Source organism: Ochrobactrum sp. RH2CCR150, from assembly GCA_014138095.1.
GTDB lineage: Bacteria > Pseudomonadota > Alphaproteobacteria > Rhizobiales > Rhizobiaceae > Brucella > Brucella gambitense.
In genome coordinates this window covers 1-15,995 of sequence record JACGXE010000029.1, presented here as the reverse complement: position 1 = coordinate 15,995, position 15,995 = coordinate 1, and the positions used below count along the sequence as shown (strand labels likewise).

Genomic DNA, 15,995 nt, shown 5'->3' with positions numbered 1-15,995 from the left:
TTGCAGTCCAGGCCATCATGATCTCCATCGAATGTAAGCAATCCGATTGAATCATAACCGACTGAAATCGCTCAATCCTTTTTGGAACAGGCTCTAACACATCTGCGTAGCATCAGTTGTAATGCCCCTCGTTTTATATTCAGAGGCGAGCGAAGACAACAAACGTTGAGAATAGAAGTGCGTGCTCGTGATGGCCGTGTGGTGCGTGTCGATCGAGTGACAGGTCGTCACGGTCGATAAGTATCCCAGTGGATGTGTAGGCCGCATGTGAGCCTACATTTGGTGCACTTGTTCACGTTACAATGAATATCAAAAGTCGTTTAGATTCATGTTGGGAGAGAGGTTACAATGAGAAACCGAGTTTGCACCTTAGTAGTAGTTGGTTCGATAGCAATCGCAACAGCGGCGTGTACCACCGATGACAGACGGACTGCCGGATATGGTGTAGGTGGCGCTGCAATCGGTGGTCTGGCCGGTGCTGCGATTGGCGGCAATACGCGCGGAGCGCTTACTGGCGCGGCTATTGGCGCAGCTGCAGGAACGCTCGTCGGCGTCGCTCAGACCCGAAATGGGATTCAGTACTGCCGTTATCGGGATCAGCATGGGCGCGTCTTTGAGGCGCGTTGTCGATAAGATTACATCTCGAGCATTTTATGAGAAGTTTCCGGCGCCCTCAGCTCTGGAAATCGTGTGATCTGGTTCGACAGTCATGTCGAACCAAATAACATATCTGCTTGTTTGTTGAAAACAACTTCGTGGAGGGAATGATGTTTCGAGCCATTGCCGCCTTTCTCGCATTGTTTACATTAACCGTCGCGGGCACCGTGGCCGAACCCGTTCAGGCATTCAGCCAGAACCAGACTGCTTTGGTCGGAACGAGGTTGAATAGTGGTCACAGAATCCGCTGTTCTGAAGGGACCAGAATCCTGAGAACACGCGGGTTCCGAAACGTTCGTGCAATTGACTGTAGAGGTAGCCACTTTCTCTATCGTGGGGATCGTTTCAGGCGCACCTATGATGTGACAGTCCGTGCACGTGATGGGCGCATAACCAATGTTCGTACTGTGAGGTGGCGCCGCTGACGCGGCATTATGATCTACAATCATCGAAGGGAAAATGCTTTGTCTGAATTGGTTGTGATAGGCTTCGATACCGTTGCAGAAGCTGATGACGTGCTGCTCAAGCTCGGCCAGCTCCAGAAAGAATATCTTGTTGATCTGGAGGACGCAGTCATCGTGGTGCGGGATGGAACTGGAAAAGTTCATCTCAAACAGAAATTCAATTTGCCCGCTTTGGGTGCCGGGTCAGGCTTCTTGTCAGGGGCACTTTGGGGCGGGCTTGTTGGGTTAATTTTTCTCAATCCCTTGGCTGGTATGGCACTCGGCGGTGCGGTTGGGGCTGGCGCTGGGGCGCTTTCCGGCTCGCTGACTGATTATGGGATCGATGACAATTTCATTCGCGCGCTCGGGGAGACTATTCCTCAAAACTCATCCGCCCTTTTTGTTCTTTTGCGGAAGGTGCAGTGGGATCGAGTGATCGCGGATATGCCCGATCTGAAAGGACGAGTGTTGAAGACCTCATTGTCGTTAGAACAAGAAAAGCATCTTCGTGAAGCCGTGGAGGGCGCGTTACCGAAGAACTGATATGGCGAAATCAATTTTCCGACGGATATATGGTCAAGCGCCGCGATTTCTCATCGCGGTGCTTATCATGCAGTTTTCTGTGGGTTGCGCTGGACCCAGAGCCGTGACTGGGCTTGGAACGGTTGACAACAAAGGTGCTCAGCGGTCTAGCCTCATTCCACTTCTTGTTGCTACCACGCGTGAGCGTGTTGAAGATCCGGAAATAGCGTATTCGCGTAGTCGGGCGGATGCTCTGATGTTCTCATCTATCGACGTGCGAATCCCCGACGCACACCGCCCCGGCGACGTCCCAACATCTTCGGCCCAACCGGATCCCCGCCGGCAATTTACGGCAGCAAACTACCAGGTCATTCCGAACGCAGATGCTTTCGTGCGGGAAATGAACGCTCAGCTAATGATGCGGTCCGAGTCCCAACGCGAGGTTTTTATCTTTGTTCATGGTTACAATAACAATTTTGCGGAAGCTCTCTTCCGGAATGCACAAATTGCCCATGATTATGACGTGCGCTCTGTCCCTGTACATTTTTCCTGGGCTTCAGCGGCCAATTTTACCCGCTATCTTTATGATCGAGACAGTGCCATCATCGCCCGCAATGGCTTGGCGCAAACACTTCAATTGGCAGCAAGAACCAACACAAAGGGAATAATCGTCGTTGGCCACTCTATGGGTGCACTTGTGGTTATGGAAGCGTTAAGAACACTCTCAATGGAGAAACGCACGGCGGAACTCAAAAAGATCAAAGGTGTGCTTCTCGCGGCGCCGGATATTGATCCGGACATGTTCCAGAGCCAGGTCAATGATATTGAGCCATTGCCGCAACCATTCACCATTGTGGTTTCTCGACGTGACCGAGCGTTAGATATCTCTCGGCGATTGACCGGAGGAAATGCCCGGATCGGCAGCGGCGCAGATATTGGCTTTTTACAGAAGAAGAATATTCAGGTTCTCGATATTTCCCAGGTTGATAGTGGCGGGCACAGTTCATTTGCCAGTTCCAACACTCTGATCAAACTTTTAGGGTCGGGTAAACTCCTGAGGCAAATGATTACGGATGAATATGCGGGGCTGGACGATGCTTTCGTTACTTCTGGTCAGAGCACATTCGAACAGGCATCGTTGGTCTTGCATTTGCCTGTCCGCATAATCGACCGCTTATCCAAACGTTAAACAGAAAGACCACCGTTATCGATTATAAAATCAATGACCGTATTGAGCTCTTTGCCCCGGGTGAGATCCGTAAAAGCGAATGGTCGACCTGCTCGCATTCGATCCGCGTCTCTTCTCATGACCTCGAGGTCCACGTTCACGTGAGGAGCCAGGTCGCTCTTGTTTATGATCAAAAAGTCAGATCGGGTGATGCCCGGACCTCCTTTGCGCGGTATCTCCTCGCCCTGGCAAACGGAAATTACGTAAAGCGTAAGGTCTGCCAGATCTGGAGAAAAAGTTGCGGCAAGATTATCGCCACCCGATTCGATAAAAACGATATCCAGATCGGGAAATTTTCTGTTCATTTCCGCAATTGCTTGCAGATTGATGGACGCATCCTCTCTTATAGCGGTATGAGGACAGCCGCCTGTTTCTACGCCCAGAATTCGATCTTCCGGTAGGGCTTGTTGCCGCGCAAGAATAAGTGCATCTTCCTTTGTATAGATATCGTTGGTTATCACTGCGATTGAATAGCGTGCTCGAAGCGCCTTACATAGCTTTTCAGTAAGAGTGGTCTTTCCCGAGCCCACAGGGCCGCCGATACCAACGCGCAAGGGACCATTCTTTGAAACCATGATTGAAATTTCCTCCGCAAACTAATGGCAACAAGGCTATTCAGGTGTGCTGTGAGTTATGATTATGATCGTGATGATGGCCAGCGTACGCGCCTCTAACGGGATTAAAAGGCATGACTACTTCCGCTACTGTTGCGCCGAGCCCCTCTAGCATATCTTTAATAACGTGGTCTCGGGCGATCAGGATGCGATCCTGCGAAATTTCAGCGGGGAGGTGTCGGTTCCCAATATGCCAGACGAGCTCTATCAAATGATCCAGATCGGAAGTCGTGACGGAATATAAAAGCTCATCAGCAGCTTCTATCTCTATGATCGATCCATCATCGAGTATAAGTTGATCCTCGGCTGTAAGAATAACGGGATCTGGCAGATCGATGAACACTCTGATCCCGTTTGTTAAAGAGATTGCTTTTCGCCGCAGATGTCGCTCATCGTATCGGAGAACAACAGTTCCCGATAAAGGCCTTTCATCTGCCAGTTGATCGTCTGATTTGCGTCTGACCGATGCTACCTGCAGCATTTTTCTCCCTCCCAAGGAACTTTCCATCTACAGCTCTTGTATTTAAAGGCGCATCAATGGCAACCTCGTAAACCGGTCTCTTTCTTACATTTAGGCTTGTATGAACCGATTTGTCGAGCTAGCTTAAGTAAAAAATGTATATGCATCTCCATTTTGTACTGAATGTTTCTTCCTATTCTGTGACTTGTCGTTAGATTGGAGAGGTGGCAGTGTCGAAAAAGGGTTGGCATGCCGAGCTTGAACTGCAGTTTGAGCATAATCGTGAAGTGACGCGACTGATGCGGCGACGCCACGTGGGTCCGCTTGCGGTGCAGCAACCCTTCTATCCTGAAAAAGACGGCAGCGCGCATGTCTATCTTCTTCATCCGCCGGGCGGTGTTGCTGGTGAAGATGTTCTTGATATTTCTTGCTTTTTGGGGCGCGGCGCCAGGGCAGTCCTGACGACGCCGGGTGCCACCAAATTCTATCGCAGCGAGCGGGGCCGTAGCAGCCAAACGACCAGGATCGAGGTGGGCGAGGGCGGTATATGTGAATATCTCCCGCAGGAAACAATCGTTTTTGACGGCGCAAAGGCCTCCATAAGCACGCAAGTCTCGCTGAGCAGAGATGCGATCTATTTGGGCTGGGACATTATCAGTCTCGGGCGGCCCGCCTGTCAGGAAAGTTTCGACAAGGGAGAAGTTCGTCAAAGGGTCGAAATACTCAGGGACGGAAAGCCGATCTGGTTCGAGCAGTTCCGCCTTTATGGCGCCGATACGGCGATGAATGCCGCTTTTGCCTTCTGCGCAAAACCGATTGTCGCGACGATGGTTTATGCCGGTCCGGCAGATGAAAACGCGCTTCATGCTATTCGCGAAGCGGTCGGCGATGCAGCCAGAAATCTGTTTTCGGCGTCGCGGCTCGAGCGGATAATCGTCTGCCGCTATCTCGGCGGGCGCATGTCGGAAGCCAAGACATTGTTTCGAAAAGCCTGGGAAGTTCTGCGCGAAACCGGACTGGGGAAACCGGCTGCTGCGCCACGCATCTGGGCAACATAACTCACTTTGGAGAGGGCCTAAAAATGGAACTATTGCCACGTGAAAAGGACAAGCTTCTGATTTTCACCGCAGCACTGGTTGCGGAGCGACGCAAGGCCCGAGGGCTGAAACTGAACTACCCGGAAGTCGTGGCTTATATCTCCGCCGAAATTCTGGAGGGAGCGCGCGACGGCAAGACGGTTGCAGAACTCATGTCCTATGGAGCCACGCTTCTCACCCGTGACGAGGTGATGGAGGGCGTGCCTGAAATGATCCACGACATTCAGGTGGAAGCCACCTTTCCGGACGGCACCAAGCTTGTGACCGTTCACAACCCCATTCCGTAAGGCATTTCCTGAAACATTGGAAACGCTCTGGCTTTGGTTTTTACGCGCATCTTGTCCGAAAACCATTTCACAGTTTCGGGATGTGCCTCAGGAGACGATCATGATACCGGGTGAATATTTCATCGAAGACGGGTCGATCGACCTCAATAACGGTCGCGAAACGCGCACCATCGCCGTGGAGAACACGGGCGACAGGCCGATACAGGTTGGATCGCATTATCATTTCTATGAAACGAACGAGGCGCTTGCCTTCGACCGCGAACGGTCGAGAGGTTTTCGGCTCAATATTCCGGCCGGGACTGCGGTGCGGTTCGAGCCGGGGCAGGACCGTGAAGTCGAACTGGTTGCACTGGATGGTGACCGGGAAGTCTACGGCTTCAACGCAAAAATCGACGGAAAACTCTAGGAGGGACAGATGGGAAGGATCTCAAGACAGGCCTATGCCGAACTGTATGGCCCGACCAAGGGGGACCGTCTGCGTTTGGCGGATACCGAACTCATCATCGAGATCGAGGAAGATCGTTGTATCTACGGCGAAGAAGTAACATTCGGCGGCGGCAAGGTCATCCGAGACGGTATGGGGCAGGGGCAGCGGCCCTCGTCCGAAACTGTCGATCTGGTTATCACCAATGTCATCATTCTGGACTATTGGGGCATCATCAAAGCCGATGTCGGTATCAAGGATGGTCGTATTTCGGGGATCGGCAAGGCCGGTAATCCTGATATTCAGCCCGGCGTCAACATCGTCGTCGGACCTGCTACCGACGTCATTGCGGGCGAAGGCAAGATTCTCACCGCGGGCGGTATCGACACCCATATTCACTTCATCGCGCCACAGCAGGCAGAAGAGGCGCTGGCCAGTGGCACCACGACTTTGGTCGGCGGCGGAACGGGGCCGACGGTTGGCACGCTCGCAACCACAGTTACACCGGGGCCCTGGGCTATCCATCGTATGCTTGAGGCTGTCGAAGCTCTTCCAATCAATGTGGGACTGCTCGGCAAGGGTAATGCAAGCAAGCCCGAACCTCTCCGTGAGCAGATCAGGGCCGGTGCTGTCGGCCTGAAGCTGCATGAAGACTGGGGAACCACACCAGCCGCCATCGATAATTGCCTGAACGTCGCTGACGAAGAAGACATTCAGGTGGCTATCCATACGGATACGCTGAACGAGAGCGGGTTCGTTAAGGATACCTTTGCTGCCATGAAGGGCAGGACCATCCACAGTTTCCATACGGAAGGCGCCGGCGGTGGTCATGCGCCCGACATCATTACGGCGGCGGGCCAAGAAAATATCCTGCCGTCCTCCACCAATCCGACCCGTCCCTACACCATCAATACGGTCGACGAGCATCTTGATATGCTGATGGTCTGCCACCACCTCAGCCCGAAAATCCCGGAGGATGTAGCATTTGCTGAATCCCGCATTCGGCGTGAGACGATTGCTGCAGAAGATATTCTCCATGATCTGGGTGTGTTTTCGATGATGTCATCGGATTCTCAAGCCATGGGTCGCATTGGAGAGACAACGCTTCGCTGTTGGCAAACTGCCCATAAAATGAAGGTGCAGCGAGGCCCATTGAGTCAGGATAGCAGCCGGAACGATAATTTTCGCGCAAAGCGGTACGTCGCCAAGTATACGATTAACCCCGCAATTACGCACGGGTTTGCCCATGAGATTGGGTCTGTCGAAGTTGGAAAGCGCGCTGATCTGGTATTGTGGAAGCCGGAATTCTTCGGCGTGAAGCCAAGCCTAGTAATGATCGGCGGCATGATTGCGATTGCGCCGATGGGCGATCCCAACGCATCAATCTCAACGCCCCAGCCCGTCCATTACCGCCCTATGTATGGTGTGTTAGGACGGGCGCTCAGCTCCACAGGCGTCACCTTCGTCTCGAAAGCGGCGCTGGATGATGGCATCGGCGAAAAGCTGAAACTCAGCAAGCAGTTGGTTGCGGTTAAAGGGATCCGAACGATCCGCAAGAAGGACATGGTCCATAACGGTCTGACGCCGAAGCTGGAGGTCGATCCGCAGAGTTATCAGGTGCGGGTGGATGGCGAGCTGATCACGTGCGAACCGGCTGACATACTGCCGATGGCGCAGCGTTATTTTCTGTTTTAGAGCATGTCTCTCTAAAGTGGAGACCGGTTTCGGGAGACATACATAAAAACAAAGAGATTGAGTATTTCCGGTGGTTCAGTCGAAACAGAAAATGCTCTAGTCAGCGGAAAATGGATCACGAAAGACGGGGAATAAATCCATGCAGCTCAATGCTTTGCAGGATCATCCTTCGCTGGGGTTTGTGGACTGGACGCTGCGCGGTATCGGGCAGGTGGTGTTCCAGAACAACCCTCTGTCGGGGCTGGTCATTTTGTTCGCCATTCTGGTCAATTCCTGGATCTATGCTTTCATCTGCGTGCTTGGCGTTGTCGCCAGCACGCTGACGGCAATCATCCTCAAGGCTGACAAGGGGCTGATCCGGGATGGCTTGTTCGGGTTCAACGGCGCTCTGGTCGCCCTTGCACTGATTGCCTTCACCAGTGCGGATTTCCGCAGCGGTGCCCTGCCGTCGCCTACCATGACGATCTATCTCATCTGTGGCGCTGCTTTCTCCACCATGGCTTTCGCCAGTATCGCCACACTGCTAGGGCCGCACAAGGTGGCGCCCCTGACAATGCCATTCGTACTCGTCGGCTGGCTGTTTCTGTTCGCGATACTCAAATTCGACGCCATAGATGCCGGTCCGATGGCAAAGCCGGTTTCGCCGGAACAGTTTTCCTATGCTGTCCCTTACGTGCTTCCGACCTGGTATATGGGGATCGGTACTGCCATCGGGCAGATATTCTTCCAGGATAACTGGATCACCGGCTACATCATCCTTGCCGGTATCGCGATCCATTCGCGAATAAGCGCTCTTATGGGCCTTCTGGGAGCGGTAACCGGCGCAGTGGTTGCAGCCGCATTCGGTGGTCCGGAAGGCGCCATTCGCGATGGGCTTTTCGGCTATAACGCGGCCTTGACGGCGATTGCGCTTGGCGGCTTCTTCCTTGTTTTTAGCTGGAGCAGTTTTCTTTACGCGATCTTCGGTGCCATCGTGGCGACATGGCTTTGGGCTTCGGTCGCCATATTCCTGAAACCGATTGGGATGCCGGTGCTGACCTCGACATTCGTGCTCGTCACCTGGGTCATGTTGATCGGTCAGTATGCCTTCAAGGCACTGGTGCCCGTCGCACCGGCTGATGCGACTTCGGCTGAGGACAATCTCAAGCGATACCGTGAATCGCTTCGCTCACGACCGGAATAGGCGGCTATATTGTGTCTCGTGCCAGGCACTGGCCATGGCCAGTGCGGGTGCTGTGTTGCCGATTTCGTCGTCATTCAGAGTCCGGGCCTTTTCGACGGCCCGCTCGATCTTCGCCGCTCCGGCGATAAGTATCCTCTGGCCTGCTGTGTGGCCGAGGGGGACGAGACGGATTGCAGCCATGATCTGGCTTTCAACCACACTCCACATGAGACCGCGCAGCGCATCAACAGGCTCGATATTCCAATGACATGCTGCAATGGCGAAGGCTGCAGGATAGGTGGCTTGCTGTACCAAAGCGAAGCTGCGTGCCTGTTCGACACCAAGTTCCGACAGTAGCTTGAGCAAGGATTCACCCATGCGGCGATCTTCAAGCTCAAGCTCGCTGCTTTCACGGCTTGCTCCAAGCCAGTTATTCAGGCGGCAAAATTCTGCATCGTCATTTCGCATCAATGCCGAAATTATTCGCCAGAAAATTGCTCCGTCAAGCGCAGCATAACTGTGTTCCAGAAGGCCGAACACCCACCCGGCACAACTTTCCTCATTCGTCACTGTTCCCGCATGGACTGCCCATTCAAGGCCGCGCGAATAGGAAAATGCGCCGACTGGCTGGCTGGGACTTACAAGCCGCATGAGATGCAGCATAGGCAGCGCCGGAGAATGCATAGGTATTTCCGGCACTGACCCATCATGTTCAATATCAGTTTCAGCGTGTCTCTTCGAATGATCCAGCAAAATGATGCTCACATCACCCGGCCATCAGGTAGAGTCCGCTAAGGGCGGCAAAGCCGCCAGCGATCCGCATCACTATCTGTCCCGTGCGTCCCTGCATCATACGGCCCGCTGCAAGACCGACACTGATGCCTGCCGCGTGGAGCAATGCTGTCGCAAGAGCAAAACCGGCACCATAGGAAAGAAACGCAGCGCTGCCTATTTCTCCACCATGAGCATAGCCATGGAAGAATGCAAAGAACCCGACGATAAGTGCTGCGGTAAGGGTCGATGCGTGGAATGCCATGGCGACGAGGAGGCCAAGCACAATCACCGATGCAAGGATGACCGGCTCGACAAAGGGGAGGGATACTCCGCCAAGCGCTGCCACGAAGCCCAGGAGCATGACGCCTACAAAGCTTAGCGGCACAATAACGAGCGCACGTCCGCCAAGCATTGACGCCCAGAGACCGACGGCGACCATTGCAAGGATGTGATCGACGCCCGAGAGGGGATGCGTAAACCCGGCTGCAAACGAACCGTGTTCTGCTGGGTTGAGATGCGCGAATGCAGGGCTTGCCATCAAAGAGAGCAGGACGGCAATCAGGAGAGAAGTCCTTTTCATTTCAACTTCCTTTCAACAACAATGGCCATGCTCAGAAGGAACCAAACATTGATCCCAGCGCGAAAACCGCGACGAGCGATATGATCACACCGACAATCACGGTCATGACCATGTCGAGATAGCTCGATGCGTGGGTCTGCTTGCTGATCTGTAGAAGTAGAAGCACCGTGCCGTTATGCGGTAGCGCATCCAGCGTGCCGGCGCTGATGACCGTCAAACGGTGCATGAGTTCGGGATTGATCCCGTACTGTATCGCTAGCCGCATATATTCGTCTCCAAGTGCATTGAGCGCGATGGCCATGCCGCCGGATGCTGTTCCGGTGAGGGCTGCGAGCGCGTTCATGGCGACGACAAGTGAGACAAGCGGGCCGCCCGGCACTTCGAGCACCGCATCGCGAACCACCGCAAAAGCAGGCATGGCAGCCACGACTGCACCGAAACCGACGAGGCTTGCAATTGTGAGGATTGGCAGAACAGAAGAGTTTGCGCCTGCGTCGAGGCTCTCACGGATTGCCCGCAGCCGCCCAAAATTGACCACTATCAGGGTCAGGATGGCCGCTGCCAAAGCGATCAGAACCGCCCACAGACCAATCGATGAGCCGACGTCAATTCCCCACGGCTCCTGTTCCAGAAACGAGAAGTCGATGCGGGGCAGAATGATCAGCGCCATCAGGAAATTGACGATGATGACGACAAGCAGGGGCAGTACCGCAAAGAAGAACGGCGGCTGATTGTCGGCACGTACACCATGTTCGAGTTCGGCCGGATCGAAGTCTCCCGATAATGTCGATTGTTCTCTGACTTTCTCTGTGATTTCGAGGTCGCCGGTGTCATCGACATAGTTTTCGCCTGCGGCCCTTGCCTTGGCTTCCGCCCGCTGTAACCACCACATGCCGAAGACAAGTGTGATGATGGATGCGATGATTCCAAGGCCCGGTGCTGCAAAGGTCGTGGTTTCGAAATAGGGCATCGGAATGGCATTATTGGTGGAAGGTGTGCCAGGCATGGCCGACATGGTGAAAGTAAACGCGCCAAGTCCAATGGCGGCGGGCATCAGCCGTGCTGGTATATTGGCTGCCTTGAACATTTCACGTGCCATGGGAACCAGCACGAAGAAGGCAACGAAGACGCTGACGCCGCCATAAGTGACGACTGCCGATGCGAGCACGACGGAAAGCATCGTGCGCTTTACGCCGAGTTTCTCCGTCAGATATCGTGCAATGGATGTGATGGAACCGCTATCGTCCATCAGCTTGCCAAAAATACCGCCCAGGAGAAAAAGTGGAAACCATCGGCCTACGAAACTGGCCGTCCCGCTCATGAAAGTCGATGTCCAGTTTGCCAGAAGTGGCTCTCCCGAAATGAGGGCGGCGAGAAGAGCTGCGGCGGGAGAAAGCAGAAGCACGCTCCAGCCGCGATAGGCAAACCACATGAGTAGAGCTAGTCCGAGCAGTATTCCAAGCAACCCCATTCAATCTGACCCCTCAGTCGATGTTGGAGAAAATGCGAGCAACGTCTCGATAAAACTACTACAGAAGAGATAATTCAAGCATTATTATGAGGTATGAGTGTCGTTATAACAGGAAGACTTCCTTAACTTCATAAGGGTGTTTATAATGCACACTGCTCAATTCAGCGGCATTATCCGCTATTTTTTGATTGAATTGCAAACTGCAGTTCGCATTCATCCCTACTAACCAGCCCGTCGCGCAGGGCGTGAAGAAGGGCCTCTATGTCAGAAGTTGCCGCAATCTCGTCCATCATGATTAATCTTGCGATCGCTCTTCTGCTAGGTTCTGCCATTGGATTGGAACGGCAGTTAAGGCAACGCCATTCCGGCCTTTCTACACACGGTCTCGTAGCTTTGGGTGCCGCAGCATATGCTTCGCTGCCCTACGCTCTCGGATTTGAAGGCGATCTTAGAATGGGCTCGCAGGTTGTTACCGGGATCGGCTTTCTTGGCGCCGGGCTCATTATCAAGGATGGCGCAAGCATCAAGGGGCTCAGTACGGCTGCCACTATCTGGAGTACGGGTGCTGTTGGCGTTCTAGCTGGTTATGGGCAGTGGTTGCTCGCCGTGGAAACGGCATTTTTCATTGTCTGCCTCAATATTTCCTTGCCAAAGATTGCAATACTCGTGAACCGCTATTCCTTTGTAGAGCCAGAAGTCGATCAATTCTATCTGGTTAAGTTTCGATGTCCCGGGGAAAGCGAAATTGCGGTTAGGGCACTGTTGATCCAGACACTCGATCTGAAAAGACTGCGCTTCCACGCTATCCGGAGCCATCACATCGATGGAAGCAATGAGGTTGAGGTGGAGGCCACGCTGTTCGCAGGCAAGGAAGAAGACCGAATGGTCGAAGCGTTGGTTGCGCAACTCAGTTTGCGATCTAATATTGTTGCGACCAGCTGGCTCAAGCTGGAAGACGGCGACTGGTCGGCGGTCCGTTAGGCGAACAATGGCAGCGGCAAGTGGAATTAGTGCATCGCATACTAAATCGCCTAGCGCCGCACTCTCCATGCCATCGCAAGCGCAACAAGTCCCAGAACAGACGTAAGGAAAGCTTCAGCCAAGATGATCCAACTCACTTATGTTCCCCAATGCACAATTTATCAATGCGATGGCTCAATCATACAAGCGAAGCTCGCCACGTTTCGCCAGAGCCAAAGTTGGCGAAGATTCTAGTTAATATTTCAGCGGGGTTGCGCGCACCATTCGCACCTCTAGATTTTGCTTCGCTCTAGCCCCTGAGATGCGAACAATGGCCTGCTGCCGGTTTCGTGGACACCGAGTTAAGGTGTTTCCGATGAAACTGGAGCGCATGAATGCAACGAAGGAAATTCAGCAGCGAGTACAAGCTCGAGGCAGTGAAGTTGGTGCGAGAGCGCGGGGTCAGTGTTGCGCAAGCCGCCCGCGACCTGGATGTTCATGAGAATGTCCTGCGCAAGTGGGTTAGGGAATACGGTTCAGACCCGGCGCAGGCGTTTCCCGGTTCCGGGCAGATGAAGCCCGAGCAGCTTGCGATCGAGAGGCTTCGGAAGAAGTCGCCAAGCTGAAGGCGGAGCGCGACATCTTAAAAAAGGCCGCCGCCTACTTTGCGAAGGACGTGATATGAAGTTCGCGTTCATTGCAAAGCAACGTTCGATCTGGCCGGGGGCATGGCTCTGCGAAGCGCTGGGTGTATCGCGTTCCGGCTTTCATGCCTGGCTACATCGGTCTCCGAGCCAGCATGCCCGGTATGACGAGGCTCTGCTCGACAAGATCAAGATCAAGATCAGCTTTAAGGACAGCCACCGTACCTACGGCGCGCGGCGTGTCTGGCATGATCTTCTCGCGGAGGGCTTTTCCTGAGGTCTCCATCGCGTCGAGCGTCTCATGCGCGACAATGCATTGAGAGCACGACCGAGAAGACGGGGCTTGCCGAAAGACGACGGTGAGCGCCCAGTCATCATGCCGAATGTGCTGGACCGGCAGTTCGCGGCAGCAAGACCGAACCAGAAGTGGGTAGCCGATTTTACCTATCTATGGACGGCTGAGGGCTGGCTCTATGTGGCTGCCGTCATCGACCTGTTCTCGCGCCGTGTCGTTGGCTGGTCGATGAACGCAAACATGACGGCCCAGCTCGTCACAGATGCGCTGATCATGGCCATCTGGCGCAGAGGCAAGCCGGATGCGCTTCTCCACCATTCGGACCAGGGTAGCCAATACACGAGCCAGCAGTTCCAGCGTCTCATGGCTGATCACGGCATCACCTGTTCTATGAGCCGATCCGGCAATGTCTGGGACAATGCCGCGATGGAAAGCTTCTTCTCGTCACTCAAAACGGAAAGGACAGCTCGCAAGGTCTACAGAACCAGAGACGATGCAAAGGCGGACGTGTTCGATTACATCGAGCGCTTCTACAATCCCAAGCGTCGGCATTCGACATTGGGCTATCTCAGCCCGATGGAATTTGAAAACAAGGTGGGATTAGCCTAACTCGGTGTCCGAAAAACCGGCAGCAGGCCACAATCGGACTATCGCAATGAGGTCGAGACGACGATTTTGATGAGATCCTCGCAATGTACTTGCTGCTGCGCTGTTCAACGCAACATGTCAGCAAGTGCAAGACGCATCGAGTGGCTCGAGATTTCAAACATTCCACCATAGGGCCGGTCAAGGTCCAGAATAACGAACACTACGCTTATAACCGAAACTATGGCGATTGCGACGATGCAGAAGGATAGGGAGTTTCGAGGCGCCTGAAGGCCAAAACTCAGGAACATCAACATTAGCCAGAACACCAATACCCCAAAAAATGGTTCTGAGAGCGAGCCTTGGGTATCTTCAATAACGGTCCAGCGGGCCGCAGAGACAGAGGCGAAAATGTCCTTGCACCGCGTCGCCAGTGCCTGATGCAGCGGATCCCGCGGTTGCAAAGCCGCCAATGCAATGCCGACACCGTTCATTACGCCAGTGAGCACAGGGGCTTCTCCGACGAGCGGAAACTGGGATGTGTCCGGATATTTCACTCCTGCTGGGTGAGGTTCATCTGGCCAGGTGCTGGCGATGACTGCGGCTGTGTAACCGTGCAATTGCTTCTGCTGTTCCACCAGTTCAGGGCCGAAATCTCTCATGCAGCCATCCAGTTGCGTGAGGTTTGCGGCATAATGATTACGGTCATGAGAGGCTGTATTATAGGAAGCCAGTTCAGAAGCGAGTAGCAGGCTCAGGACCAGTGCAACGAAGGTTACCAGAAGTGCGGTCACAATTCGTAGAAAGTCTAAGGATTCATTGCTACGGTGTGGAGCGGGAAGGCGGACCCGTAAAAACGCACCTGCTGCCGCGCTGGCAATCAGGATTATCAACAATAACAACGTCCAGACTATTTCCCGATTCACGACAGCCATCCATTGATCATGAACAATCTTGCTGGTGTATTATTGTTCCGAAGAACTAAGCCGCTATTCTTCCAACGGACAGCGTAGATCGTCAAAAATATTCGGCATGAACAAGAATTTTTACGCCCAATGGTGTATGGATGTGTCGGCGAACATGAGAAAGGCGAAGCACGACTTATCGCCTGACACAATTCTGCCGATAGTTCAAAAAGCTATTGCTTGAACGCTAGGCCGTGCACTCATAAATAGGCTAGCTATTTGAATGGATTAGTTATTTAAAGACCTCGGATTTGGAGGTCTTTGATGTCACGTCGCCGCTATGAACTCACAGAACGAGAATGGTCGATTATTGCACCGCTGTTGCCGAGCAAACCTCGTGGCGTTCCACGGGTTGATGATCGCATGGTTCTCAACGGAATCCTGTGGCGCTTCCGCACCGGGTCATCATGGTCAGAAATCCCCGAACGCTATGGTATTGCAACGACCTGCTACAACCGTTTCGTTCGCTGGCGTCGTGCCGGTGTCTGGGATCGGTTGCTTGAGGCTGTCTCTGAGGCCTATGATGGCGACATCGTGATGATCGACAGCACCTGTGTTCGTGTTCACCAGCACGGAGCCACAGGAAAAAAAGGGATGCCGACGATGGTGGCATGGGACGTTCCTGTGGCGGCCTCACAAGCAAAATCCACGCGATTGTTGATGCGGAAGGCCGTCCGATCAATCTTTGCCTGACGGGCGATCAGGCTGCTGACTGCTCCCAGGCCGAGGGCCTCATTGAACGCATCAAAGCAGGCGGCACCCTGCTTGCGGACAAGGCCTATGATACCGATGCGATCCGGAAGACAACAGCAGAACGAAAAATCTGGGCCACTATTCCTCCCAAATCCAACCGTAAGGACGTCTTCGCGTTCTCGCCATGGGTATATCGCCAGAGAAACTTGGTCGAGCGCTTCTTTAATCGTATCAAACACTATCGTGGCATCGCCACGCGTTACGACAAGAACCCGGACAATTTCCTCGCTGCTGTCAAACTGATCGCTGTCCGCATCTGGTGCATCAGTTTATGAGTCTACGCTCTAGGTGACCGACTCATAAGATCGAAGCCAAATACGAATTGAAGCAAGCTGGATAGATGCGAGGAAATTGTCGTCGCGTTTGTCGTATCGGGTTG

At 53.6% G+C, this 15,995-nt stretch carries 16 protein-coding genes and 1 pseudogene; 11 read left to right on the top strand and 6 right to left on the bottom strand.

Features of this window, described 5'->3' with window-relative positions:
• Nucleotides 1-348 precede the first annotated feature (348 nt).
• From FHW03_RS25680 to FHW03_RS25670, 3 genes are all read left to right on the top strand, one after another.
• Nucleotides 349-633, top strand: a complete 285-nt coding sequence (locus FHW03_RS25680; RefSeq protein WP_182523241.1) for a glycine zipper 2TM domain-containing protein — start codon at nucleotides 349-351, stop codon at nucleotides 631-633.
• 488 nt (nucleotides 634-1,121) lie between these two features.
• Nucleotides 1,122-1,643, top strand: a complete 522-nt coding sequence (locus FHW03_RS25675; protein WP_182523240.1) for a DUF1269 domain-containing protein — start codon at nucleotides 1,122-1,124, stop codon at nucleotides 1,641-1,643.
• Nucleotide 1,644: 1 nt separating this feature from the next.
• Nucleotides 1,645-2,811 (top strand): alpha/beta fold hydrolase, encoded by a 1,167-nt coding sequence (locus FHW03_RS25670; RefSeq protein ID WP_182523239.1) that lies wholly within the window; start codon nucleotides 1,645-1,647, stop codon nucleotides 2,809-2,811.
• Here the strand turns inward: FHW03_RS25670 and ureG are convergent.
• Nucleotides 2,808-3,425, bottom strand: coding sequence for an urease accessory protein UreG (gene ureG, locus FHW03_RS25665; RefSeq protein WP_182523238.1), 618 nt, complete (start codon nucleotides 3,423-3,425; stop codon nucleotides 2,808-2,810). The two genes, FHW03_RS25670 and ureG, sit on opposite strands and share 4 nt — an antisense overlap.
• A 40-nt stretch (nucleotides 3,426-3,465) precedes the next feature.
• Complete coding sequence (locus FHW03_RS25660; RefSeq protein WP_182523237.1) at nucleotides 3,466-3,945, bottom strand: urease accessory protein UreE; 480 nt, start codon at nucleotides 3,943-3,945, stop codon at nucleotides 3,466-3,468.
• 209 nt (nucleotides 3,946-4,154) lie between these two features.
• On the opposite strand from FHW03_RS25660, the gene FHW03_RS25655 reads away from it, so the two are divergent.
• The 5 genes from FHW03_RS25655 (at nucleotide 4,155) to FHW03_RS25635 (ending at nucleotide 8,610) form a co-directional block, all read left to right on the top strand.
• Nucleotides 4,155-4,982, top strand: a complete 828-nt coding sequence (locus tag FHW03_RS25655) for an urease accessory protein UreD (RefSeq protein WP_182523236.1) — start codon at nucleotides 4,155-4,157, stop codon at nucleotides 4,980-4,982.
• A gap of 23 nt (nucleotides 4,983-5,005) precedes the next feature.
• Nucleotides 5,006-5,308, top strand: a complete 303-nt coding sequence (gene ureA, locus FHW03_RS25650; RefSeq protein WP_021584970.1) for an urease subunit gamma — start codon at nucleotides 5,006-5,008, stop codon at nucleotides 5,306-5,308.
• A gap of 100 nt (nucleotides 5,309-5,408) precedes the next feature.
• Nucleotides 5,409-5,714 carry an urease subunit beta gene (locus FHW03_RS25645; RefSeq protein WP_151554705.1) on the top strand — a complete coding sequence of 102 codons (306 nt, stop codon included), beginning with the start codon at nucleotides 5,409-5,411 and terminating at the stop codon, nucleotides 5,712-5,714.
• Nucleotides 5,715-5,723: 9 nt separating this feature from the next.
• The gene (gene ureC / locus FHW03_RS25640) at nucleotides 5,724-7,427 is read left to right on the top strand and encodes an urease subunit alpha (RefSeq protein ID WP_182523235.1); all 1,704 of its coding nucleotides are present in this window, start codon (nucleotides 5,724-5,726) and stop codon (nucleotides 7,425-7,427) included.
• 139 nt (nucleotides 7,428-7,566) lie between these two features.
• Nucleotides 7,567-8,610 carry an urea transporter gene (locus FHW03_RS25635; protein ID WP_182523234.1) on the top strand — a complete coding sequence of 348 codons (1,044 nt, stop codon included), beginning with the start codon at nucleotides 7,567-7,569 and terminating at the stop codon, nucleotides 8,608-8,610.
• On the opposite strand, the gene FHW03_RS25630 is transcribed toward FHW03_RS25635, so the two are convergent.
• The 3 genes from FHW03_RS25630 to FHW03_RS25620 all read right to left on the bottom strand — a co-directional run bounded on the left by FHW03_RS25630 (nucleotide 8,596) and on the right by FHW03_RS25620 (nucleotide 11,414).
• Nucleotides 8,596-9,273, bottom strand: coding sequence for an urease accessory UreF family protein (locus tag FHW03_RS25630; protein WP_210277433.1), 678 nt, complete (start codon nucleotides 9,271-9,273; stop codon nucleotides 8,596-8,598). The genes FHW03_RS25635 and FHW03_RS25630 overlap by 15 nt on opposite strands.
• A gap of 82 nt (nucleotides 9,274-9,355) precedes the next feature.
• Complete coding sequence (locus tag FHW03_RS25625) at nucleotides 9,356-9,943, bottom strand: HupE/UreJ family protein (RefSeq protein ID WP_182523232.1); 588 nt, start codon at nucleotides 9,941-9,943, stop codon at nucleotides 9,356-9,358.
• A 31-nt stretch (nucleotides 9,944-9,974) separates the two neighbouring features.
• Nucleotides 9,975-11,414, bottom strand: coding sequence for an SLC13 family permease (locus tag FHW03_RS25620; protein ID WP_182523231.1), 1,440 nt, complete (start codon nucleotides 11,412-11,414; stop codon nucleotides 9,975-9,977).
• Nucleotides 11,415-11,675: 261 nt separating this feature from the next.
• Between FHW03_RS25620 and FHW03_RS25615 the strand changes: the two genes are divergently transcribed.
• Nucleotides 11,676-12,395 carry an MgtC/SapB family protein gene (locus FHW03_RS25615; protein WP_182523230.1) on the top strand — a complete coding sequence of 240 codons (720 nt, stop codon included), beginning with the start codon at nucleotides 11,676-11,678 and terminating at the stop codon, nucleotides 12,393-12,395.
• A 374-nt stretch (nucleotides 12,396-12,769) separates the two neighbouring features.
• Nucleotides 12,770-13,922 (top strand): annotated as a pseudogene (locus tag FHW03_RS25610) (IS3 family transposase).
• Nucleotides 13,923-14,026: 104 nt separating this feature from the next.
• On the opposite strand, the gene FHW03_RS25605 reads toward FHW03_RS25610, so the two are convergent.
• Nucleotides 14,027-14,833, bottom strand: coding sequence for a hypothetical protein (locus FHW03_RS25605; RefSeq protein WP_182523229.1), 807 nt, complete (start codon nucleotides 14,831-14,833; stop codon nucleotides 14,027-14,029).
• A 294-nt stretch (nucleotides 14,834-15,127) separates the two neighbouring features.
• On the opposite strand from FHW03_RS25605, the gene FHW03_RS25600 reads away from it, so the two are divergent.
• A protein-coding gene (locus FHW03_RS25600) for an IS5 family transposase (protein WP_182523228.1) occupies nucleotides 15,128-15,891 on the top strand; the annotation gives its coding sequence in 2 pieces (ribosomal slippage) (nucleotides 15,128-15,455 and nucleotides 15,455-15,891; 765 coding nt in all).
• Nucleotides 15,892-15,995: the final 104 nt, after the last annotated feature.